Source organism: Salinivibrio sp. ES.052 (genome assembly GCF_900141775.1).
Classification (GTDB): Bacteria; Pseudomonadota; Gammaproteobacteria; order Enterobacterales; family Vibrionaceae; genus Salinivibrio.
The window spans coordinates 609,514-631,599 of sequence record NZ_FSRI01000003.1 but is presented as its reverse complement, the minus strand read 5'-3'; the positions used below and the strand labels follow the sequence as shown (position 1 = coordinate 631,599).

Below are 22,086 nucleotides of genomic sequence, written 5' to 3'. Positions count from 1 at the left end.
CAGCTCATGCTACACACTTGTACATTCATATTATCTTGTACAACTCAAGGTAGAAGATAGATCAAAATTGTACAAATTTTTTTAGTTGTACAATTTAATGACGACGATCAGTGACGATTGCCCTTTGGTTTCTTGTCTCATTTATCTTAAAGGTAAGAGATGACATGCCAGTTCTGTCTTACCATTGAAACGCGCAATTGAAGCATCTTAGCGCTACAATCAGACTATGACGGTGGAATCGCAAATCTCATGCCTTTATCTATATTGAATGCTCATATAGACGACCCTCTGACCATTGCTAGACGGTCTTCACAGCCGCGTGGCCGGTCGATAATCGCGATTGCGATGATTTGCTTTGGTGTTTTAATTGCCACTTTTTTGTTATACAAAACGGCACAAACGCAGCAAACCCAACGCATCGATCAGCTGCTAGATGTGGAAGTTCAGTCATTTTCGGGGGCTATCTCACTGGAGGTGAACGAGCATCTTAACCGCTTAAGCCGTTTAGCCAGCGACATAGAAAAAAATGTCCCCTCTACCTTCTCTACTTGGCATGCTTTAGCCCAACAAGCGCTTGGGGAAAATAGCTATTTCACCTCTTTATTCTGGGCTGATCACCAACAGAAAATCAGTTGGCAGACAACGCAACAACGCGATAGTGCCAAACCAACATTTTCATTCAATATTATTGGTGAACAAGATCCCCAACTCAATGCAACCCCACCTGAACGCATGAGCCAGTGGCATATTGCCTACCCCATTTATACCCACAATCGGACTGCACCTAGTCACTTTCTTGGCGCGACAATCAACCTCGAAGCATTAATCCGAAAAGTAGAAAATAAGTACCTGGATGAATACCAGCACCTTACTATCACGACTCTTGATGGCGACCGAGTGCTATTCGGTAATAATATCAATCGCTTTGCGGCTAGTAGCAAGATTCAATTAGCATTAATTGGCGTTCAACCATCGATGACACTGACACTCTGGCAAGAGCCCGGTGCCAATCAGTTTATTTCTTTACCCATATTGATTTATATCGCAGGCATGATCGTGGCCTTTCTTCTGGGTATCGCCTTGTATCTGGCCGAAGTGAATTTGATGTCGCGCCGAGCCGCACAAACAACCATTGATTACTTAAAAAATGAGATGGAGCAACGCAAAGATGTGGAGCATCAACTTCACTTTGTTGCTAACCATGATCCACTCACCTATTTACCTAATCGTCATGCGTTAACCGATCATATTCAAAACCGACTGTATGAATCTATCTCCCATCGGCTCGACCTTGCTCTTATTTGTATAGATGTTGATAATATAAAAGAAATCAATGACTTGTATGGGCATTCTGTGCATGATGCTCTGATGGTGGAATTGACTCACCGTTTGCAGCGACTAAGGTATAGCGACAATTACTTAGCCAAAATCAGTGACGATCAATTTGCCATCGTAGGTACCGACCTCCCTCCGTTAAAAGCAGAGGTGTACGCTAAACATATCCGTCACGCACTTGAGCAACCGTTTATCCAGGAGGGGAAAGAAATCATTGCCACTTGCGCAATTGGCATTAGCTATCGCTATGACGCCTCTATGCCTGCTCAAGAGTTATTACGCCATGCTGACACTGCGGCACATCGTGCCCGTCAATTAAACCACCATCGAGTCGTTGTCTTTCAAATGGCAATGCGAGATCATCTCCATCAGAAAAAAGATACCGAATACGCCATTCGAAAAGCGATCCAGGGCCATGAGTTAAGCCTTCATTTTCAACCGCAAATCGATTTAGAAACACATAACATTGCTGGCATCGAGGCACTTGTACGTTGGCAAGACACAGCCGGCGCTGTGATTTCTCCTGACACGATCATACGCACGGCTGAAGACACGGGGTTAATCAGACAACTGGGTGCTTGGGTCGTCGATAAAGCGCTTGAAAGCTATGCCACCCTGCTTGTCGAAGAATGCGCCCCTCCTGCCATCGCCATCAATATCTCTGGGCACGAATTTCAAGACAAAATTCTTGCCGATACTATTCTACAGGCAATTAAACGCCACCATATTCCCCCGAACGCGTTCAAATTGAGTTAACCGAACAAGTCTTCATCGAGAACCTGACGCAAAATCAACAAACCTTACATACCCTGGCGGCGGCTGGTGTCTCTCTAGCAATTGATGATTTTGGTACCGGGTACTCATCACTGGCTTATCTCAAGCACTTTCCCGTCGACACCGTCAAAATCGATCGTAGTTTCGTTGCTGATCTGCCACGGAGCAAAGACGATAGCGTGATCTGTCAAGCCGTCATCAATATGGCACAACTACTCAAACTTAAAGTTGTCGCTGAAGGGGTGGAACGAGAAGAGCAACAGAATTTTTTATACGGCATGGGTTGCCGGTACGCTCAGGGACATTTGTATTACCCTTCAATGAACCTGAATCAACTGATGGCCACGCTAAAAAAATCACACTCAACGGCACGACGATTCAACTCCTAAAGCAGGCACATAACATCTCTTTGCGCTTTTTCGGCCACTGTTTAATTTCCCACTCACGTTGCATCGCCGCACGTTTTTCCATGGGCTCAGAATACCATGCCAGCGATAGCGGGCCTTTACCGCGCAAAGCACGTGCCCCTTTACCTTTGGTATGCTGAGCTAACCGGCGTGATACATCGGTGGTCACGCCACAATACAAGTGGCCTTGGCGGGTTCGAATCAAATATACAAACCAAAGCGTTTCCATATTGGATTATTGACCCAGGGCGGTTTGGAGCATTTGCCGCAAATCTGCCACCTCTTGTTCGAGTGCCGTGACACGCTGCGTCAATGACAAGTGTTCGGCGGCGGTACTTGGCACTGTTTCCTCACCCAGCATCGCGACAGTCGTAGAAGTGGCAGCATCAGCAAATTGGTGTTTATAACGTGCTTCACGTTTCCCCGCTTCTCTGGGCAATTTCTCTACCCAGTTGTGATTCGCCATGCTAGTGAGCGTCGCCTCGACTTCTGCCACATCGCTAAAGGAGCAAAGGCGCTGAGTCCGTGTGCGTAATTCTCCCGGTGTCTGAGCACCGCGTAGCAATAGAACACAAAGCGCCGCCTTTTGCTGGTCAGAGAGGGTTAAGTCACCAAACGGCGTGTTGCAAAACCGATGTTGATACTTTGTCACACGACTGCCACTGCCCTCTTGCGGGCTCACTAACCGTGCATCAACTAACTGATTCACAACGTCTAATACATCTGATTCCGTTAATTCATACACTGGATCACGATTGCTTTTCTGATTCACCGCCGTCGTCAACGCATTCAGTGTTAACGGATAATGATCGGGGGTAGTGACTTCTTTCTCCAATAAACAACCGATAACACGCTGCTGGTACGGTGAGAGTTCCATGGACATATGCTGTCCCTTAAGTTGCTCCGATTAATCGATTTATATCAACTGACTGCGCGCCAAGCAATCTCAATAGTGGTAAACGCATAATAAAGCAGCATCTCTTATCAGACCTGAATACTGGTAGCAGGATCACACCTTAAACAAGGAGTTCGACGCTAATGAGACTCCATCCGTGCATCGCTAATGATATACTTAGGATAAATGAAGTTTGTGGAGTGCGCGACATGGGGCTGTTTAATTCAAAATCGCACCCAAATCATAGCTTATCGATCATCGCGAGAAACTGTAAGGTTGTCGGTGATATCGAGCTTGAGGGGGATATTCAAATTGACGGGTTTGGGGAAGGTAATATTACTCAAGCTAATGCCGTTGTTATCTCTGCATCCGGCCACTTTCGAGGTACCATCCATGCCAAACACATCACTGTTAACGGCTTGGTAGAGGGTCAATGTGATGCAGACGCTATTGATATACTCTCACAAGGAAAGATGAAAGGCGTGCTGAATACCGAGCAACTGACCATTGAAAAAGGTGGGCTCCTCGCGGGCGAAAACCGGGCAACCTTATCCACGGATACCGTCGTACCGCTGGCCGATCAGACTCGAGTAGAAGCGAAACAAAACAAAGATAAGAAACCAACCCCACCTTCATCTAAACAATCGTAAGGAGAATCGGTGAATGTCCGATATCAACCTAACACCGGTGAGTTTTGATAGTTTCTCTCCCGAACTACAATGTGTTATTCGCTACGAAAAAGCGCCTGAAGTGATGTACACCATGATTGCTTCTGTTCATGATGCCTCTGGGCCAAGTGTTCGAGAAGCTTGGGAGAAATTGCCCACCAGTGCGCAAAATGTCCTCGACAACTACGATCAATTTCATGCATTGGTTGCAATTAGTCAAAGTTACGCAGGCTTAGATACATTAAGCGAGCTCGAAAAAGTCAACCTTGATGATATGTCCCATGAAGAGCGTGAGCACTATAAAGCACAAGTCCTTGATGACGTCTTAAATACGTGTATAAAAGACCTTGCTAAGCAGCTTAAGCAAGCACGCTTGAAAGGTGGTCTCAAACGTGAGTTTCAAGCGATTTTCCAAAAATAAGAAAGGTCAGTGCCATGCACTGACCCCTGTGATTCGCCCCCACCGGTTGGGGGCTTCTTGTTACCCAACAGACGCAATTAAGCGGATTCACTGAGCGGCGGCGTCTTTTCACGACGTGCACGCACAGAAGCCGCCAATTGATGGAGTACTCTCTCAGTATCTTCCCAACCAATACAACCGTCCGTAATGCTTTGACCATAGGTAAGCGACTGACCGTCCGTTAAATCTTGGCGACCTTCGACGAGATGACTCTCGATCATCACACCAAAGATGGCTTTGTTGCCTGCTGCAATTTGCCCCGCCACATCTTCGCTAACTTCTTTCTGCTTTTGATATTGTTTGCTGCTATTGGCATGGCTTAGATCAATCATCAATTTTTGCCGTAAACCAGCATCAGCCAGCGCCCCACAGATCTGATCGACATCACCCGCGTAATAATTAGGCGTTTTGCCTCCACGTAAAATCAGATGACAATCCTCATTACCTGCGGTTGCGACGATCGCAGAGTGTCCATACTTGGTCACTGATAAAAACTGGTGCGGTGAACTCGCTGAGCGAATGGCATCCGTGGCAATTTTGATATTCCCATCTGTGCCATTTTTAAACCCAACAGGACATGATAGCCCAGAGGCGAGTTCTCGGTGAACCTGAGACTCTGTTGTTCGCGCCCCGATGGCCCCCCAGCTGATCAAATCCGCCATATATTGCGGGGTGATCATATCTAAAAATTCTCCGGCAGCAGGGAGCCCTGAGTCTGCAATATCGAGAAGCAGTTGACGTCCTAAACGTAAACCATCATTAATTTTAAAACTGTTGTCTAAATAAGGGTCATTAATCAGCCCTTTCCATCCAACGGTAGTGCGCGGCTTTTCAAAGTAGACACGCATCACCACTTCCAAATCAGCACTTAATGTCTCACGCAGCTGTTTAAGTTTTTTGGCGTAATCGCGCGCAGCATTAGGGTCATGAATAGAGCAAGGCCCTACAACGACAACCAAACGATCGTCTTGGTCGTTTAAGATCTTATGGATCGCCTGACGTGCATTAAATACGGTGTGTTCCGCCGCGTCGGTCGCTGGAAACTTTTCCAGTACAGCGATAGGTGGAAGGAGTTCTTTTATTTGGTCAATTCTAACGTCATCGGTTGGGTGTACACTCATGGGCTAATCCTGTGTTTGCTTTTTATTTCTAGCTCGCTGGCTAGGTTTCTCACTCTACGCCTTTACGCTAACTTGATGAAGCGCCTTGTGCAAACATTTTTTTACGGATTCAACCAATGTAAAAACAGTTATAAAATTGACATAATGATAAGGGTCGGCAATGAACAAGACATGCGTGATCGCATAAATTAACAATATCACCCCTACCTTAATATTGCGCTCATTCCATTGAAGCTATTACACTGATGTTAAAAATAAAAGGAGTAAATAATGTGATCACACGCTTAGCCACTAGCGCACTATTCACAACATGCCTCTGGGTACCAACAGCTCAAGCAACTAACTTTGACTATAACCACATCCAAGTCAATACTCTAGCCAATCCGAGTGGGCTGGGAGGTATTGCGCGTTTTTCCTTTACCGAAGGAGCCCATTTTGTTGCAAAAGGCCGAACCCAATTTGAAGGAGATTGGTATACCTCTGGAGGAGTGGGTTTCCATACTCCGATTACTGATTTAGTTGATTTATATGGCGAACTTGAAGGTGCTTGGTTAAAGCGTCCAAAAGAAATACAGAATGATACAGGTGAATTTGCCACTGTGATTGGAGCTGGCATGCGCGCGTGGGTCGCTCCTCCGATTGAAGCTAATCTCTATGTTGGATCCATTATCTTCGATCAAGACGACACGACCAGTCTCGTTGAAATTGGTGGCCGTTTTCATTCTACCGAGACCTTATCGCTTGGTGCCACATGGCGTGCAAATGGTCTAGAGCAAAACCGCTTGATCTTTTCGGTAAGGTACCTGTACTAAGACAAAATGGGTACCCTTACCTCCCCTAGCGTTACCGTACTCTGTCGCCTCTCTCACTGGTTATATTGTTAATCTAAACTAGATTTAAAGTAGAAGACGTCACTACGACTGAAAAAGGGGCGTCTTAAGTGCGTAGAAACTGTCGGAGGGTATAACGATGGTGATGAGTCAACGTATTGGTGAATTTGAGCGAAAAATACAAGAAGCCTATCAAGAAGGTAATATTGAGACAGCCCACCGCTTGGAAGAGCAGGTTGCGATGCTGCAGCGACGTCAGTTAAAACCCGCAGCTGATTTACAGGCCGTAAGCCAAGTAGAAGACTTTCATGATGTTTCTGATGGTGATTACGATGATAGCTAATCTATGAATATTCATCATCGCATGGCCATTCGGCATAATAAAAAGCCTTCTCTTTTCGAGAAGGCTTTTTCATCTTTGTCGAATAAAACGAATATCTAAAAGGATCTTATCGACAAATTATTTATTGTGCAGCACGTTCACGGCGAACGATCCAGGCTGCAGCAGTGATAAAAGCAACGACCAGTGCAGTTTCCACAGCAATTTCCCAATAAAAAATGATAAACAATGATTCACGTTGTCAGCTGCTCAAAGCATGAGCGCTTTCTCAACAGATGAGCGTAGTTTACGGACAAATTACTTTAAAATCAGCCACAGAATCGATCTAACGCAAAGAAAAGCGATTTTTTTGGCCAGCTAGACACTTAAACGCATAAAGTTTCATCAAAGCACATTGTTTCATGTGACAACACGCCATTTTAACTAGCATACCTTTTATTTTTCATTAAAGGAGCCCTCATACTGAGTCGCTCAGTGTGAGTGAGAGTTGTCATCAACGATCTCATCAATTTAGGAAGGGGACGTTGGGAAAGAGAAAGAGAAAGAGAAAGAGAAAGAGAAAGGAGAATAGTCGTGATCAGGTCAAGAGATACAGCCCCGCCGCGCCTATTGACGCAGCGGGAGATGCGCACACTGTATTCAACGCACAGTACACGCAGTGTTTTAAGATTCAGGCTTCGGTTTCTTTTTTGCCAACGGCGCATCACCAACAGGTACATTGGTATAAAAGCTCTTATCGCGTTTTTTAGGGGCTTTAGACTTCGCTTTTGCTGGCGCTTTTTTACGTTTCACTGGCCCTGAGGCTTGTGTCTTAGGCGCCTTCTTCTCTTTGAGGCCTTTAAATTTACCCTTCAAGCCTTCTATTGTCGTAAATTCGAGTGTTTGCTGTAAATATCCTTCAATATTTTTAAAGCTGCGCCAGTCTTTAGGCCCTACTAACGAATAAGCCAATCCCTGATGGCCCGCTCGACCTGTCCGTCCCACTCGATGAACATACTCCTCGGTATGTTTTGGCATATCAAAATTAATGACCAAAGATACATTAAGCAGATCCAGTCCGCGTGATGCAACATCCGTGGTCACTAACACTTCATGAAGGCCTCGCTCAAACTCATTCATGATGCGGCTGCGGGTAGCTTGATTTAACTCGCCACTTAAAGCGATTGCTTTATACCCAGCTTGAGTGAAGCGCTCTGCCAATCGCTCGGTATCGGCTCGAGTTGCAGTAAAAATCATCACCTGTTTATGTGGGTTCACTTGCATCAAATGTTCAAGTAACGCATGTTTGTGATCCAGGTGATCGCACAACACAAAATGTTGTTCAATATCACTGTGCAATGTCTCTGACTCACCGACCGCGACGCGTTTGGGTGATTTAAGCATACCGGCCGCAATTTCTGTTACTTGCTGATGATCCAGCGTCGCTGAAAACATGAGTGTTTGTCTCAAACGATGGTCAGCATGTTCATTCACACTGTCTAGTTGCTCTTTAAAACCAAGATCAAGCATGCGATCAGCTTCATCTAAGATAAGCATTTCTAACCCAGCTAAAGACAAGTGTCGTTGCTTTAAATGATCAGCAAGCCGGCCAGGTGTAGCCACGACAAAAGTCGGAGACTGACGGAAAACCTTCGCTTGCTCGTTAAAGTTTTCTCCCCCCAAGACCAATGCAGGTTTATGTGCTGTACCGCTAGTCAGCATACGCAGCTGACCGAAAACCTGTTTCGCCAATTCACGGGTAGGAGCAAGGACTAAGACTCGCGGATCTCGACGACTTAAGGGTTTAGAACGCAAAACACGCTGCATCGCGGGCAGCAAAAACGCCAGCGTCTTCCCTGAGCCTGTTTTTGATGATGCCAATAAATCTTTTCCTGCCATCACAACGGGAATCGCTTGGCATTGAATCTCAGTAGGCTGTTCAAATCCACGGTGGGCAATGAGCGACAGTAAGCGTCTATCGAGTCCCAGATCGTCAAATTGCAAGGTATCACTCCAAAGGTAAATCAAAAGCAAAAGGCGCACTCACGCCATTTAAGGCGGCGAATGCTATCATACTTTACGCAAAAACACTGCACTCAATATAAAAGCAGATCGCCCTAGAGGGCCACCACAGCAATGAATGACTGGCAAAAAGAATGCATGACCCCGCAAGTTTGTTAACAGGATGTTGACGAACAAATGACCATCAGGGTAGCGTTAACAGGTATGACCAGATAACAAGGAGTGTCTATGTTCTCGTCTCCGTTAGCGCGCGCCAACCAACATTTATCGCTATTCGGCTTCTTAAAAGTGCCCATGATCGGCTGGTGTCGGCCAAAAATCCTGACCATTGATGATAAGCATGTCACCATGCGAATCCCTCTTGGCCGACGGACAAAAAACCATTTAAACAGTATGTATTTTGGCGCATTAGCTGTCGGTGCCGATGTTGCGGGGGGATTTCTCGCCATGGCAATGGCCGACCAACGAGGTGTTAAGATTAGCTTAGCGTTTAAATCGGTACATGCTGATTTCCACAAGCGTCCAGAAGGTGATGTTATCTTTACTTGCTATGATGGTGAAAAAATCAGTGCCATGATTAGTGACGCCATTGAAACCGGTGAGCGTATCAATCAACCCGTCACCATTGTAGCAACGTGCCCGAGCTTACATGGTGATGAGGCAATGGCCACTTTTGAACTAACATTATCGGTCAAGCAAGTTGGTTAAGCCTCTCGAATAGCAATAACCAACGCAAAACAACTCTACCCTATTGAAATAAAAACCATTCTTATACATGCAAAAAGCCAGTATAACCCACGGATAAGCTGGCTTTTTTATTCATGGTTTCAGGGGCAATAACATACACGCCCTCATCGTGATACTACTCCAAATTATCTTATAAAAACATTGACTTTATGTTAACGCGATAAAACCGGTGTCTGCTGAGATAATTCACCGAGTTATCAACTGTTTCTGTGGATAAATTTAAAGTTACGCACAAGTCAGCCGTTGATTGTTGAAACAAAAAGCACCGCTTGTCGCGGTGCTTTTGCGTTATTCAGGTTGATAGCGAATTCGGTAGAAAATGCGATATAACACTGGCACGACAATCAACGTCAGCACCGTTGCAAAGCCCAACCCGAACATGATGGTCACCGCCATAGGACGGAAGAAGACATCAGGTAACAACGGAAGCATCCCTAAAATGGTGGTAATCGCTGTCATACAAACAGGTCTAACCCTACTTACCGCAGCATCAACCACTGCTTGATAACGTTGCTTACCGCTTGCCACTTCAATATTTATCTGATCGATAAGTACAATACCGTTTTTAAGCAGCATCCCACTTAAGCTTAAAAAGCCCAATAGCGCCATAAACCCAAACGGCGTGTCGAGTAACAATAAACCAGTCGTTACACCCACGACCGCAAGCGGAACCGTAAGCCAAATGATCAGTGACTCTTTCACCGAATTAAACAACAAGATAGTAACGAGGAACATAAACAAATAACCTAGCGGCATGATACTAAACAGTCCCTCTTTTGCCTCTTTAGAGGATTCATACTCGCCCCCCCACTCGATACTGTACCCCTCTGGCATCGGAATCGACTCGATGTCGACGCGTACACGCGACAGCAAGGTGGCTGCTGTCGTCTCTCGTAACGGATCAGGATCGGCTAAGACAGTGAGCATCCGTTTACGATTTTTACGCATGATGATCGGGTCTTCCCACCGCATATCGTAATCAAGAATGACTTGTTGTAGAGGAATATAATCTTTCAATACCGGGCTCCATATTTTCATCCCTTCTAAGGTATTGATATTCACACGTTCTTCATCCGGAAGACGCGCAACGATTGGCATTAAATTCGTACCATCACGATACACACCAATCCGTTTTCCACTGAATGTCATGGCAAGTAGATCATCGACGTCTTTTTTAGTGATGCCATAACGACGTGCTTGGCTCTCATTAAATTCCGGCTCTAACACTTTGGTACGGTTGCGCCAGTCATGGCGAATATTGACAGCATCGGGATCATCATGCAGCCGCGCCTCTACCTTTTTGGCAATCGCACGTAGCTGTGTCGGATCCGAACCTATGATCCGCGCTTCAATTTTCGATCCACTCGCCGGCCCCAAAGAAATCGGTTTCAGCTTCAATTGTGCATCCGGATACTGGCTGCGCACATGTTTGCGCACCAACCCCATGGTCGGCTTCACATGCTCGTATTGATCGACCCGAACAATCAATTCACCATAGGCGGCATACGTTTTCTCTGGTGAATACGTCAGCATAAAACGTTGAGAGCCTTGCCCTGCACTAGTAGATACATAGTTCACGCCTTGTTGCTCACTGAGCCAGCTTGACACCTCGTCGAGTGTATCTTGAGTGGCGCGAATATCGGTGCCCTCAGGAAGCCATACGTCCACCATAAACATCGGTGTGGTAGAGTCAGGGAAAAACGACTGCTTAAGGTGTCCAAAGCCATACAGACTGGCACCGAGTGCTAATACCATTATCAGTAAGGTGAGATAGGCATGGTGCATGCATGCGGTTAAAAAACGCTTATACACGACAAAGAGGATGCCATTGTAAGGATCGCTGCCTTCATCATCACCGTCGAGAGGCGTATCTTTGAAAAACATACTGGCAAAGAACGGTGTCAGAGTTATCGCGGTAAACCAACTCAACAGCAAAGAGATGAGCAACACCGTAAACAAAGTGCCACAGTATTCACCTGTCGCATCCTCGGACAGGCCAATGGGCGCAAATGCAGTCACCGCAATGACTGTTGCTCCCAATAATGGCCACTTTGTTTGCGTCACAATATCGTGAGCAGCTTGTAATCGAGTTCGTCCCCGTTTCAAGCCAACTAAGATCCCTTCTACGACGACAATGGCATTATCCACCAACATCCCCAGTGCAATCACTAGCGCGCCAAGAGAGACCCGTTGGAGATTTATCTCGAAGTAATACATGAAAACAAAGGTGCCAAGTACGGTGAGCAGAAGCACCAAACCGATTAACAACCCTGAGCGCAACCCCATAAAAAAGAGGAGGACAATAATAACGATAGCGACAGCTTGCCCTAGGCTAGAGACAAAACCACTGACCGAGTGATCAACTTCGTCAGGTTGGTTATAGACATGGTGGACCTGCACGCCAACAGGTTGGTCACTGTTTAGAGCCGCCAAGCGTTTTTCGACATTTTCTCCCACCTCAACCACATTAACCCCATCGGCAAACGAAATCCCCATTTGGAGTGCTTGCTTGCCGTTGTAGGCCATAATATGACGAGGGACTTCTTGATAGCCGCGTTTCACTTCCGCCACGTCACGTAGATAGATTAACCCTTGCGAGCCAGCTTCTGTGAGGATCAAGCTCCCGAGTTCATCGACAGATGAAAACTCTCCCGTAGGATGAATACGGATATATTCATCACCCACACGCAACGCCCCCGCATTACTGACCAGGTTTTGTGTGGCTAATAAGTTAAAGAGCGTATCTGGTGAAATCCCCAAGCTACTAAGACGCTGAATGGAAACTTCAATAAACACCTGTTCTTGCTGTGCACCACTCACTTGGACTTTACCGACACCGTCTACAAGCTCTAGCTCTCGACGTAAAAAATCGACATAGTCTTTCAATTCACTGTAGCTGTAACCATCACCGGTGACCGCCAGTAAAATGCCAAACACATCCCCAAAGTCATCTTTAACCTGCGGCGGGCTTACTCCTGGGGGTAACTCTCCTCTCGCGTCATGAACCTTACGCCGTAACTCATCCCAAATTTGGGGTAAGTCATCGGCTCGGTATTTAGGTTTCATTTTAACTGTAATTTGCGACAGACCCCGGCTAGAAATCGAGCGAACTTCGTCGACATAAGTCAGCTGCTGCACCGCTTTCTCTAGTGGATAAGTCACTTCTTCTTCCACTTGTTGCGGGGTCGCGCCGGGATAACTGGTGACAACCATGGCATCTTTAATGGTAAAAGCAGGATCTTCGAGGCGTCCTAACCCCAAAAACGCAATGGTGCCGCCGATCAGAAAAATCAGAGTGATCATCCAGCTGATCACCTTATTTTGAATAAAGTAGCCTGCCACACCTTGCTTCATGATGCTTTTTCCTCTGTTGACGCCAATTCTACTTTTTGTCCCTCAGACAAGTGATTCGCACCGCCGACGACGATGCGCTCCCCCTTGGAGACACCGCTAATAACTTCAATGCGCTGCCCATGAATGCGCCCCATCACCACGTTCCGTTTGTCTACCGTTTGTGTATCGGGGTTGTACACCCAGACATAACTGTGGTCGCGATCAAGGGGATCTCCATCTTGATTGAAAATCGCCTCGATAGGTACAGACAGGCCAGTTCGCGTCATTTGTAGTCCCTCACGGGCTATACTTACCTGCACTGGCATGCCATCTAAAATAAACTGGTCATCAGGCATTGGCATCGTTAATGTAACGACAAAGGCCCCGCTACTCGGGTCGGGTTCTGCGGTGTATTCATCAATCCTGGTCTGGTATGTGTGCCCTTGTTGCGTGACTACTTCGGGTCTCAGGCGGGTTTGCACTGACGCTGAACTCACTCCCGCATTTTGGCTAAAGAGCACATCCGGCACTTGTACACGGATATCAGCGCGTGATGCATCATGGATATTCATAACACCTTGGCCTGGTGCGATTGTCTCAAATGGCTCAACATTAACTTTAGATATCACTCCATCCGCCGGCGCTTTTAGCTCAACATATGATAGGCGTAATTTAGCCAAGGCCAATTCGGCCTGTGCAATTTCCCGTTGCGCTTTTAACTCATCAAATTGCGACTGGGCTAACATCCCTTTCTCAACTAAAGGAGCCGAACGGCGATATTGTGAGTTGGCTACATCAAATCGTGCGCTTGCATTTTCAACGGCTAAGCGATAATCGGTCGGTTCAAGACGCGCAAGGACTTGCCCCTGCGCGATGCGATCACCCGCTTTTACATTGATGGCTTGAATTTCGCCTGGTACCCGAAAGGCCAGCGTCGCTTTATCTGCCGCGGCAGCAACGGCAGGGAAAGATATTCGCTCATCCAACTGCTGCTTCGCCACGGTAAATGTGGATATCACGGGTAACGGTGCAGGTTGAGGTACCGGTTCAGGTTGACAGCCAAGCAGCGTACTGACGCTGAAAAGCACACTAATCAATCGGCTCTTTGTTCTCATAATCCTCGCTCCTTCACCCAAGCTCTCACTCGATCGCCTTCCTCAAGTGCACTCGCGCCGGTTGCCACGATCACATCTCCATTCTTTAATCCAGAGGTCACCTGTCCTTGCTTCAAGGTCACAGGTGCTAAGCTCACCTCACCTTTTTCACCAACACGCCACACTGCAGCACCTGATTTGGTTTGAATCACCGCTGTATCTGGAACGTGGGTTTGCGACTGAGTTGGGATCGTAACATGCACCTTGGCTGCCATGCCGGGTAACACATTGACTGCTTCTGGTCGGCTTAAACTCACAGTGACATGGTAAGACGCGGTTTTCGGGTCTGCTTCCGTATCTATTTCCTTAAATTGAGCAGGAAATTGGCGCTGCTCATACGTATCAAACGACACACTCGGCATTAGCGTGTCGACACGCTGAGCAAAGTAGTGAAAGTAACGCTCGGGGAGTTGAAAACTGACGTTAATAATATCTTTGGACTGAATATGTAGGACTGGGGATTGCGCTTGTACAAACTCGTTGCGCTCTTTCATTCTTAACGACACAGTGCCAGCATACGGTGCCTTTAACTCGGTATAATTTAAATTTGTTTGAGCTTGCTCAAGCCCTGCCGCCGCTTCACTTAATGCTGAACGCGCCTCATCAAACCGCTGTTCAGAAATGACTTTATCATTGTGTAAACGCTCAGCACGGTTAAATTGAACCTGTGCTAGCTGATATTGCGCACGTGCTTTATCAAGCTGAAGTTGATATTGCTGGCTATCAAGTGCCGCCAATACCTGTTTTTTCTCCACATCCATCCCTGCTTTTATGGGCATAGACTCAATGACACCTGATACCCTAAAAGATAACAAGGCTTTATCATCGGCTTCGACTTGTGCGGGGAACTGGCGGGTTAAACCACCTTCATCAGTCACCACTGTCAGTAATTTGGCAGGGCGTGGTGACACCTTGGTGGGAGAAGAGGTTGCAGGTTCGCCACACCCAAAAAGGATGAGAGCGGCGCAACAGACGAACATAGAACGCTTTATCATCAGCTTATCCTTACAATAAAACCTAGGGTCCAACAGCAATTGTCAGACCCTAGGTCTTTGATGAGTCGTTATTTTTATACCAATCGACGCTGATTTCTATGCTAACCAGCGCCGAAGGATGTATCAAGAAGTTTCAGCCAAACTGTCAGCCTGCTGAACAATTAATGCTGTCTGATGCTCAATCGGCTGAATATACGGCTGCAACGCATCCAAATCATCATGCGGTGATTTTTCCAGCTCTAGGCACGTTTTAGACAGCTCATTTGCCCCCATCATAGCGGCTGCCCCTTTCATCTTATGGGCAAGCTTTTTGATTTTACCTATTTCTTTCTCCTCGAACGCACTTTTTAACGCTTCCAAATCTTGAGTCTGATTTTTTACATATTTATTGACCAACATTTTCACCATATCCATGCTATCCCCAACCTGATCTTTGACATGCTGAATATCAATAGGAGGCAACGTTTCATTCATTGTGGGATCTCCATTAGCCGGACTTGGTTCTGGTTCTGGTTCTGGTTCTGGTTGAGAGTTTGAATTTAAAGATACATCTGTAAAGTGTTCACTGGCGAGGTCATCTAACGTTGTTTCTTCCTCATCCTTATTTTTATCGCCATAACTGACCGCGTCTGGGTTGGCGTACAGCAATAGAAGCTCAATAAGTTGGTCTTTACTAAATGGCTTAGCGAGGTGTCCATTCATGCCCGCATCGACACACCGCTCAGCATCGCCTGATAATGCATTAGCAGTGACGGCTAGAATTGGAGTGGTTTGGTCAAATTTACGGATCTCTCGCGTTGCCTCAAAACCATCCATTTCGGGCATTTGGCAATCCATCAAAATAATGTCGAAAGGGCTTTCCTTATGGAGATCTAATGCTTCTTTCCCATTGACGGCTAAGACGCGATGGCAACCCAGCTTTGCCAATATAATATCGATCAGTTCTTGATTGACAAGATGGTCTTCTGCTACCAAGACATTCAAATCGAATTGGATATCATCGTACTGACCCACAACGACGTTATGCTCTCCTAGCTCACTCTCATCTTCGCTCAGAACACGACAAAGCTCCGCATGATAAATCGGGCATGTGAGCGTCGCCATCCCTGTATCGTGGTGCCCATCGTGGCTGATCGCCACACATCGGTGAACTTGACCAACCAATTTTTGGCAATTTTGCATTTTATCTTGATCAATCATCAGCACTGTATGTGATAAATCATCCAACTCAAGCGCTTGACCATCTGAGCTATGGGTTAAGGTAACGTTTAATCGGCTCAAATACGCCGTTAATGTATCAACTAGGATCTCATCGTCTGATATCAGCCCCACTTGATAGCCAGCGAGAGATTCACTTAAGTCGTACTGAGTCAAAAGTGTACAATCAGGGTCTGGCACCGTAATCGGTACGCTTGAAACAAACGTGGTTCCTTTGCCTTCTTCGCTTCGGATATAAATATCCCCGTCCATCAAGCGCAGTAATTTCCGGCAGACAGGCAAGCCGAGCCCAGTACCTTGATAAGAACGTGAATAGGAATTATCAACCTGAGTGAAGTTTTCGAAAATGGCCTCGTGGCGATCTTTGGGGATCCCGATGCCTGTATCCTCGACTTCCATAACCAGATGCGTCTGATCATCGTCTTGCGTTTGGAACAAACGAACCAATATATGGCCTCGCTTGGTAAATTTAACCGCATTGCCAACTAAGTTGATAATCACCTGCTTATAGCGCATAGCATCAAGCTCAATGTGGCAAGACATATCAGGATCAATATAACAATGTAATCGTAACTGTTTCTCTGCAGCTTTAGCGGTAAAGATACTCAATGACTCGTGCAACAGTTCAGCTAAATCGAGCGACTGCTTGCTAAGCGTCATTTTTCCAGCTTCGATTTTGGTTAAGTCCAGTACATCGTTAATAATGTTCAATAATGCTGTCGAGGAGTGCTGTAATGTATCAACGAAATAACGTTGCTGTTGAGTCAGTGAAGTTTCCATTAATAGGTTAGACATACCCACAATCCCATTCATTGGGGTACGGATTTCGTGACTCATCATCGCCAAGAAGTTCGTTTTTGACTCGTTTGCTTGTTCCGCTTGCTCTTTGGCTCTTGCCATTTCCCGAGATATCATATCATTCAATGCTTTCTGCTGAACAAAATGCACCATAGAGCTCAAACTTGACAATATGGGTTCAACCCAACCCTGCAACTCATCATCATAGGAGGTTGATTCATCAAACAAACAAACGACACCAACCATTTGATTGGACATATATAACGGAGTGCCCAGCACATTAATAATCATTTTTTGATTATTTCCCGCAACGCCTGCCATTTGCAGACTTCGCTTACTCTGCTTGGTTTCTATAATTTCCTCTATCAACCCTCGAACGAATTCATCACTAATAAAGTCATTTTTAATAAGCCTGGTTTGTGCCAGAACACGGTAAGGGAGATAATTGTCTTCGCTATCACTCTCACTGCTTCCCATTTCAACAATAATGCCATGATTACTTTCGCCAATACGCAGTAATATCTCTAAAACATCTTGAAAGCTTTTACGAAAGTCCTCTCGAATCAAGAACTTATCTTGCAGGCTTTTCATTGCAGAGAACAGCTCTGCCCCTTTAGATACTTTTTGCTTATCCAAATGCTGTTCAGTAATGTCCCGGATAATCGCTACATTGAGGGCTCGAGGATCTTCATCCTTAATCGGTGTCGATTTAACTTGAACGACTCGGACACCCTCCTCCATATCTATTTCATAAGAGCGATTGACATGTCCACCCAAGCCATAGAGCGCCTGTGAAAAATACCCTCGTGAGTTCGGGGAAACACGAGAAATAATTGTCGATAAACTGATCGCTTCGTCGGGTACCGATTCCAGTTCAAATAATTTTTTGGCCGCATCATTGATAGTAATAATGCTGTGTTTGTCGCCAAGCACCAGCAAAGCATCTGTATAACTGTGGATCACTGTATCGAGATAAGAACGACTACGTTCTGCACGATCAATTTGTTTTGCATACTTCCAAATAAAAAAGACAACCAATAGGTTCAAAAGAATGATTTGCGTCGCAGTACGAAGTATTTCAGTACTAAGCTCTTTATCTATATACCGACTATCTTGGTAAATGCTCAGCCTTCCGACCTGAATAGATTGCTTTCCTTGCTCATACACTAAAGGAACTTTTATCTCTTTCAGCTCATCGCTTGACCGCATGCCTTTTGAGTCAGTCACATAGCGAAACTGATCATTGGTATCGGTGAGTTCAAGACGATGAACATAACGAGATCCCATTTCACTGTCTAAGTCATTTTGTACATTGATGAAATCATAATTCCACATCAAAGTAGGCAGGCGCTGCTTTAAACGCTGAGTGATAGAATTAATGTCTTGATTCATGTCTGACTCAAGGCGCTCTCTAGCTACGTGATAATTGTAATAACCAAACACCCCAAGCAGTAAAGTAGCCAGCACAATCAATACTACCGCTAACCGCATACCTACTCTATTCATCATCGTTACACCTGCATCGTCGCAGCTAAAGTCTGGGTTTGATATCGCGCGTTATCGAATACTTTAAGTACAACACGCTCTTTCAACGCCATTTTTTCACAAACCGTGCTAACCCATTCCCAATTAGCATGCTCAATATGTTTGCATAAATCCAACAAATCACCGTAACGGCCTGATCGAGATAAGAGTGCTTTTTTTGCATCTTTATGAATGTCTAACTGCCCAATCAAATCCTCCATTGGTGCTCCTAACATTGCGTCAAGGAGAGAGAAGGCCCCGACCAGAAAAGCCTCATCTGCATCCATATCTTTAAACATAGCTGCGGACTGTTGCATAAAAATAGCACGCAAGATCGCCGCATTCTGTAGATGTAAACAGTCTTGATGATTCATGTTTGACATAATAAGCAAGGAGATCAATCGACGTAATGATTCCAACCCAAGATAAACAACCGCTTGTTTTGGGTTGGTAATCGTTTTCTTCTTTGATTTAGCCAGGACATTGGCACTGGTGACTACCTTGTACAATAGAGAGACATCTTTTGAAATCACTTCGGTAATTTCATCAATGTCGTAAGGGCTGCGATTGATCACAATACAGGCGTCGAGCAAACTAATCACTGAAGGTGCCACATCACTATGGCTTTGTATTAATGGCTGCTCAAAGAAATATCCCTGGAATAAACGAAACCCCTGTTGCTGGGCAAGAGTAAACTCCTCTTTTGTCTCAACTTTTCGTGCTAAAAATTGAATATCTGGATAATCTGAAATAGCTCCAGCCCAATCTGCAAGGCTTTCTTGTGTCATATTCACAGAGATAACATCAAATAGATGCAAGTGCCGCTGCCAGCGATTAGAGAATACCTTACTATCACCCAGTACCATGAAGCCCGCCTTGCGGTAAGCTTCTAATTGCTTCACCAGCATCGGCGTTGCTTTGCTTTTCTCAACCACACAAATGACTAATCGAGTGACCGGAATAGAAAAAGGAATTTCCCCAAGCAAAGCCGTTTCAGAAAAGCTCACCACATATCTCAAACTATCATCAAGCTCTTTGCCAGATAAAAAATTAGCGCTTAGAATTCGTGATGTCGCTGTGTCTTCGTCGATTGACGGGAACTTATTTTTCAAACCTTCCCGAAACAAAAGCTCACTACCCCATTGGTTTTGCTTCTCGTCAAAGATCGGCTGGCACGAAAAAAAAATTTCACTCACGGCGTCACTCTCCCCCATACAATCCCTTACTACAAACGTAGACCAAAGGTATCATTTCTGATCCTTTTTTTTATTAAAGTGAGTGTGTTAAGTGCATTTAAGTGACAATCAGTTTCCTTTTACTTGGGCTAAATCACGAAGTTTGCTACGCTTCGCCTCATACAAATTTAAGAGGTAAAACCATGGATATTTTAGACCAGCTTGCCGACGACGCACCCGAGCATGAGCCGGAGACCTTGCCATCACTCGACGAACAAAAAGCGATTGTGGCAAAACTCAAAGCGCTTGAGGAGAAAGGTGAGCTCACCGATGAAATCCTGGCGCAGTATTTTGCCATCAAGCAAAAAGACACAAGCGACGGTGAAGAAGAGTAAGAACAACACGAAAGGTGACCGCGTCACTTTTGAAATGCATCCTATTTTACGCTGTAGGTTACCGAGAGATGCCAATGAGATGCGTAAGCGCCGCAACAGGATACTTGCGTGGCTGGGATAGATGTACAGTTATCGAAAAAAGACACGCCCCGAGATCACACTCGGGGCGTTTTTAATGGATTACTCTGGTGCAATACCGTCGGTTTTCGCTGCACAAATGAAGTCGTTTTTGTGTAAACCTTTAATCTTATGCGACCACCAAGTGACCGTCACTTTACCCCACTCAAGTAAGATCGCTGGATGGTGGCCTTCTTGCTCGGCCAGCTCAGCCACCTGATTGGCAAATGCCCACGCCAACTTAAAGTTGCGGAAAGTAAACTCACGCTCGAGCTGATCAATTCCATCTCGTGTCACTTTGTTCCACTGTGGGATGTCTTTAAGCAGCGCTGGCATTTCCTCAGCACTGACCAAAGGGGCATCAATATTACAAGCTTCACATTTCAACTCAGTTAGTTCAGACATGTTGCGTTTCCTTTTGCTGTTCTGTCTTTTTTGGTTTGGGCGGGAACAAAGGCGCATGAAGGCCCAGCTCCATCGCTTGATGCACATCAGCGATCAAGTCACGTTGGCTGATGGCAAATAAATCGTCAATCGACTCAATGGTAAAGTAAATGGGTTGCATGATGTCAATCCGATATGGCGTACGCATGACATCTATCACTTCTAAAGGCTTACGCACCGCTTTGTCGCTATTAAAGGCGTACTCGGTCTCCGCCGGCGAAGACAAGATCCCGCCGCCATAAATACTGCGATTGCCTTGCGAGTCACTGAGTAAACCAAACTCGACCGTAAACCAATACAAGCGTGCAAGATAGACGCGCTCTTTGGGCGTGGCCTGCTTACCCAGTTGGCCATACATATGGGTAAACTCAGCGAACGCTGGGTGGGTCAGCATCGCACAGTGACCGAATATCTCATGGAAATAATCCGGCTCTTGCAAGTAATCGAAATCGTCTTTGGTGCGCAAAAACGTCGCCGCAGGGAATTTCTTATCTGCCAGCAAGGCGAAGAAATGGTCAAAATCAATCAATGCAGGCACCGGGGCCACTTGCCAGCCCGTTTCTCGCATTAACACAGCATTCACATCTGGGATCTGTGGCACCGTATCATGCGGCAAATCCAGCATTCGCAACCCGTCGAGATATTCCTGACATGCTTTGTCCTTGATACATGCAAGCTGCCGCGTAACTAGCTGGCGCCATACATCGTTTTCTTGTGCCGACCAGGCTACACGACCCAGCTCATCGAGTGGTTTGGATTCGTATTTACTCTGTTTCACGTTCACCGCCTTGTGTCGTTGTCTGGCGTAAAAAATCGCGCGTAAACAGCGGCAGTCAGCCTTACGCATTGTCTCCGTTACTCACAGGTTACGTCGACTTGACCGATAAAATCATCTTCTCACCCTGGTTTTAATTTTACCTTTGCGTAACATTTATTTTACATCACATATCCAAAAGGCTGCCGCCATTGGTAATGCATCACCCTCGAGGGATCCGCTCGCGCCCATGGCTCGTAGTGGTAGGAAAAGGCATAACAGCAAGGACGAGTGATGAATTTACAACTGAGCGAACTGATAAATTACGACAACATTGACAAGATTCAGATCCGTGGCATTGATGGCATGCTATATCAAGCCATCGCCTTTTTGCGTCACGGCGATACGGTGGAGCAGAAGCTGATTTATCACGGCGATAAGCCCTATTTATCCCGCAGCTTGCTGGCGGTGAAAGATGATTTCGAATGGATTAACGCCGCGCAGTACGTGTTAGTTACCGACACGGCGTATGACGAAATGATAGGACTTGGCAGTGAAAAGCCGCTATCGACACTTGAGCAGCCACTCCACTGGAAATAAT

At 45.8% G+C, this 22,086-nt stretch carries 18 protein-coding genes and 1 pseudogene; 8 read left to right on the top strand and 11 right to left on the bottom strand.

The genetic code is table 11. The features are described from left to right. Positions 1 to 249 precede the first annotated feature (249 nt). Positions 250 to 2,498, top strand: a pseudogene (locus BUQ98_RS15760) (putative bifunctional diguanylate cyclase/phosphodiesterase). Here the strand turns inward: BUQ98_RS15760 and BUQ98_RS15755 are convergent. Beyond that, positions 2,488 to 2,745, bottom strand: coding sequence for a GIY-YIG nuclease family protein (locus BUQ98_RS15755; RefSeq protein ID WP_074214719.1), 258 nt, complete (start codon positions 2,743 to 2,745; stop codon positions 2,488 to 2,490). The pseudogene BUQ98_RS15760 and the gene BUQ98_RS15755 overlap by 11 nt on opposite strands. A gap of 6 nt (positions 2,746 to 2,751) precedes the next feature. After that, positions 2,752 to 3,399: a YceH family protein gene (locus tag BUQ98_RS15750; protein ID WP_074214718.1), complete on the bottom strand. Its 648-nt coding sequence runs from the start codon at positions 3,397 to 3,399 to the stop codon at positions 2,752 to 2,754. 221 nt (positions 3,400 to 3,620) lie between these two features. On the opposite strand from BUQ98_RS15750, the gene BUQ98_RS15745 reads away from it, so the two are divergent. Both BUQ98_RS15745 and BUQ98_RS15740 read left to right on the top strand, forming a co-directional pair. Then, complete coding sequence (locus tag BUQ98_RS15745) at positions 3,621 to 4,061, top strand: bactofilin family protein (RefSeq protein ID WP_074214717.1); 441 nt, start codon at positions 3,621 to 3,623, stop codon at positions 4,059 to 4,061. Between the two features lie 13 nt (positions 4,062 to 4,074). Then, positions 4,075 to 4,500, top strand: a complete 426-nt coding sequence (locus tag BUQ98_RS15740; protein WP_074214716.1) for a DUF3069 domain-containing protein — start codon at positions 4,075 to 4,077, stop codon at positions 4,498 to 4,500. A 77-nt stretch (positions 4,501 to 4,577) separates the two neighbouring features. Here the strand turns inward: BUQ98_RS15740 and aroG are convergent, their stop codons facing one another. Next, positions 4,578 to 5,660: a 3-deoxy-7-phosphoheptulonate synthase AroG gene (aroG, locus tag BUQ98_RS15735; protein ID WP_074214715.1), complete on the bottom strand. Its 1,083-nt coding sequence runs from the start codon at positions 5,658 to 5,660 to the stop codon at positions 4,578 to 4,580. 272 nt (positions 5,661 to 5,932) lie between these two features. Here aroG and BUQ98_RS15730 point away from each other — a divergent pair, with 272 nt between their 5' ends. Beyond that, the gene (locus tag BUQ98_RS15730; RefSeq protein ID WP_083605331.1) at positions 5,933 to 6,472 is read left to right on the top strand and encodes a hypothetical protein; all 540 of its coding nucleotides are present in this window, start codon (positions 5,933 to 5,935) and stop codon (positions 6,470 to 6,472) included. 163 nt (positions 6,473 to 6,635) lie between these two features. Then, positions 6,636 to 6,833: a hypothetical protein gene (locus BUQ98_RS15725; protein WP_139294784.1), complete on the top strand. Its 198-nt coding sequence runs from the start codon at positions 6,636 to 6,638 to the stop codon at positions 6,831 to 6,833. Between the two features lie 660 nt (positions 6,834 to 7,493). Here BUQ98_RS15725 and BUQ98_RS15720 read toward each other — a convergent pair. Then, a complete protein-coding gene (locus tag BUQ98_RS15720) occupies positions 7,494 to 8,813 on the bottom strand; it encodes a DEAD/DEAH box helicase (protein ID WP_074214793.1) in 1,320 nt (439 codons plus the stop codon). Positions 8,814 to 9,059: 246 nt separating this feature from the next. On the opposite strand from BUQ98_RS15720, the gene BUQ98_RS15715 reads away from it, so the two are divergent. Then, on the top strand, positions 9,060 to 9,539 hold the full coding sequence (locus BUQ98_RS15715) for a PaaI family thioesterase (protein WP_074214712.1): 480 nt from the start codon (positions 9,060 to 9,062) through the stop codon (positions 9,537 to 9,539). Positions 9,540 to 9,866: 327 nt separating this feature from the next. On the opposite strand, the gene BUQ98_RS15710 is transcribed toward BUQ98_RS15715, so the two are convergent. The 5 genes from BUQ98_RS15710 to BUQ98_RS15690 form a co-directional block, all read right to left on the bottom strand. Further along, entirely contained in the window at positions 9,867 to 12,932 is a 3,066-nt protein-coding gene (locus BUQ98_RS15710) for an efflux RND transporter permease subunit (protein ID WP_074214711.1), read from the bottom strand. Then, the gene (locus BUQ98_RS15705) at positions 12,929 to 14,026 is read right to left on the bottom strand and encodes an efflux RND transporter periplasmic adaptor subunit (protein WP_074214710.1); all 1,098 of its coding nucleotides are present in this window, start codon (positions 14,024 to 14,026) and stop codon (positions 12,929 to 12,931) included. Before BUQ98_RS15705 ends, BUQ98_RS15710 begins: the two co-directional genes overlap by 4 nt. Beyond that, on the bottom strand, positions 14,023 to 15,060 hold the full coding sequence (locus tag BUQ98_RS15700) for an efflux RND transporter periplasmic adaptor subunit (RefSeq protein ID WP_074214709.1): 1,038 nt from the start codon (positions 15,058 to 15,060) through the stop codon (positions 14,023 to 14,025). Before BUQ98_RS15700 ends, BUQ98_RS15705 begins: the two co-directional genes overlap by 4 nt. Positions 15,061 to 15,183: 123 nt before the next feature. Then, entirely contained in the window at positions 15,184 to 18,585 is a 3,402-nt protein-coding gene (locus tag BUQ98_RS15695; protein WP_254813947.1) for an ATP-binding protein, read from the bottom strand. A gap of 2 nt (positions 18,586 to 18,587) precedes the next feature. Further along, positions 18,588 to 19,796 carry an EAL and HDOD domain-containing protein gene (locus BUQ98_RS15690; protein WP_074214791.1) on the bottom strand — a complete coding sequence of 403 codons (1,209 nt, stop codon included), beginning with the start codon at positions 19,794 to 19,796 and terminating at the stop codon, positions 18,588 to 18,590. A 182-nt stretch (positions 19,797 to 19,978) separates the two neighbouring features. Here BUQ98_RS15690 and BUQ98_RS15685 point away from each other — a divergent pair, with 182 nt between their 5' ends. Then, the gene (locus BUQ98_RS15685) at positions 19,979 to 20,170 is read left to right on the top strand and encodes a restriction endonuclease subunit S domain-containing protein (protein WP_074214708.1); all 192 of its coding nucleotides are present in this window, start codon (positions 19,979 to 19,981) and stop codon (positions 20,168 to 20,170) included. Positions 20,171 to 20,350: 180 nt separating this feature from the next. On the opposite strand, the gene BUQ98_RS15680 is transcribed toward BUQ98_RS15685, so the two are convergent. Beyond that, positions 20,351 to 20,692: a 4a-hydroxytetrahydrobiopterin dehydratase gene (locus tag BUQ98_RS15680; RefSeq protein WP_074214707.1), complete on the bottom strand. Its 342-nt coding sequence runs from the start codon at positions 20,690 to 20,692 to the stop codon at positions 20,351 to 20,353. Continuing rightward, positions 20,685 to 21,578: a phenylalanine 4-monooxygenase gene (phhA, locus tag BUQ98_RS15675; protein WP_083605330.1), complete on the bottom strand. Its 894-nt coding sequence runs from the start codon at positions 21,576 to 21,578 to the stop codon at positions 20,685 to 20,687. Before phhA ends, BUQ98_RS15680 begins: the two co-directional genes overlap by 8 nt. Before the next feature lie 201 nt (positions 21,579 to 21,779). Between phhA and BUQ98_RS15670 the strand changes: the two genes are divergently transcribed. After that, positions 21,780 to 22,085 carry a DUF6482 family protein gene (locus BUQ98_RS15670; protein WP_074214706.1) on the top strand — a complete coding sequence of 102 codons (306 nt, stop codon included), beginning with the start codon at positions 21,780 to 21,782 and terminating at the stop codon, positions 22,083 to 22,085. Position 22,086 lies beyond the last annotated feature (1 nt).